At 50.7% G+C, this 1448-nt stretch carries 1 pseudogene; it reads right to left on the reverse strand.

Annotated elements, in window-relative coordinates:
- Positions 1-945 precede the first annotated feature (945 nt).
- A pseudogene (locus A462_RS32970) lies at positions 946-1386 on the reverse strand (sugar-binding domain-containing protein); the annotation flags it as partial.
- Positions 1387-1448 lie beyond the last annotated feature (62 nt).

Here is a 1448-nt window from a genome sequence, read left to right on the forward strand (position 1 = left end):
GGTGCCCCGGTGCCCCAGGCGGCGGGTAATACTAACCGCCGCCTGTTGGGGCACCTCTAACTGCGCATGCGCTAAATTTCAGATTAGACGACGTAGATATGCCCGCCCATACTACCGCCGACGTCACATCAGGCGATACCGCAGGCGACGTAGATACTTCCGCAGACGCCGTTTCTCAACCAATAGAATTTACACTCTCAGACTCAAACGCCAATTCAAATTCGAAATTTTGAAACAAACCACTAGCGCTGGCCAAGTAATTTGGAATTCTGACTACATAACCTTTTCATTGTCAGACTTCCTAGCAACAGCGCCAAACCCACATACACTGAATTTCGAAGACTACCGAATTAAATTAGCTAAAATGGAATTGAGACCCACATGGGGCCACTACACCATTAGTGCAGACGGATTCGGCCACACAGCCGTAATCCAAGATTCCAGAATAACTAAATTTAAAACTAGAGCTGACCAGACACAAGACCCGGTGGCACCTTTCGACGGTGCCAGAAAATGGTATCTCAGCAGGGGATTCAAACGCCTCCTCAGACCAAAACCACAGATAACAATAGATGACCTGACCACTGCGAACCAGTCTGCGGCATTGTGGCTGAACAGCGCCAGAACCGGCTGGATCCTCTAGAGTCGACCTGCAGGCATGCAAGCTTGGCGTAATCATGGTCATAGCTGTTTCCTGTGTGAAATTGTTATCCGCTCACAATTCCACACAWYATACGAGCCGATGATTAATTGTCAACAGCTCATTTCAGAATATTTGCCAGAACCGTTATGATGTCGGCGCAAAAAACATTATCCAGAACGGGAGTGCGCCTTGAGCGACACGAATTATGCAGTGATTTACGACCTGCACAGCCATACCACAGCTTCCGATGGCTGCCTGACGCCAGAAGCATTGGTGCACCGTGCAGTCGATAAGCTAATTCCAACGCCATCAAAAATAATTCGCGTCTGGCCTTCCTGTAGCCAGCTTTCATCAACATTAAATGTGAGCGAGTAACAACCCGTCGGATTCTCCGTGGGAACAAACGGCGGATTGACCGTAATGGGATAGGTCACGTTGGTGTAGATGGGCGCATCGTAACCGTGCATCTGCCAGTTTGAGGGGACGACGACAGTATCGGCCTCAGGAAGATCGCACTCCAGCCAGCTTTCCGGCACCGCTTCTGGTGCCGGAAACCAGGCAAAGCGCCATTCGCCATTCAGGCTGCGCAACTGTTGGGAAGGGCGATCGGTGCGGGCCTCTTCGCTATTACGCCAGCTGGCGAAAGGGGGATGTGCTGCAAGGCGATTAAGTTGGGTAACGCCAGGGTTTTCCCAGTCACGACGTTGTAAAACGACGGCCAGTGAATCCGTAATCATGGTCATAGCTGTTTCCTGTGTGAAATTGTTATCCGCTCACAATTCCACACAACATACGAGCCGGAAGC

Origin of the sequence: Pseudomonas sp. Ag1, from assembly GCF_000278565.1 — a bacterium.
Lineage (GTDB): Bacteria > Pseudomonadota > Gammaproteobacteria > Pseudomonadales > Pseudomonadaceae > Aquipseudomonas.